Consider the following 308-nt stretch of genomic DNA (forward strand, 5'->3'; position numbering starts at 1 on the left):
CAGGGGCCGTTGACTGGGCCCCGCATCTCCACAACTCCCACGCTCTGGCGCGGATGTTGCGGGAGCTGTTGCGGTCTGCGTGATCAACGAATCCGCAGCTCCGGCACGCGAACCAGGCCTGGGAGACCCGGTTCACCTTGTCGATGTGGCCGCATTCGGCGCAGGTGCGGGAGGTGTACGCCGGATCGACGTGCATCACCGGCACCCCCGCCCTGCGGGCCTTGTACGCGATGAACTGCCCCAGCTGGTGGAAAGACCAGCTGGAATGGGTGGCCCGTTGGGGCTTGCGAAGCCGTACCCGCTCGCGG

Annotated in this window: 1 protein-coding gene; it reads right to left on the reverse strand. The window is 67.5% G+C overall.

Translation table 11 applies throughout. The annotated features are described in order from the left end of the window. Positions 1 to 308 (reverse strand): transposase (locus tag RNB18_RS53550; RefSeq protein WP_311721250.1); only part of this gene is annotated, 308 nt, incomplete at both ends.

The sequence above is a fragment of the Streptomyces doebereineriae genome, from assembly GCF_031845645.1.
GTDB lineage: Bacteria > Actinomycetota > Actinomycetes > Streptomycetales > Streptomycetaceae > Streptomyces > Streptomyces canus.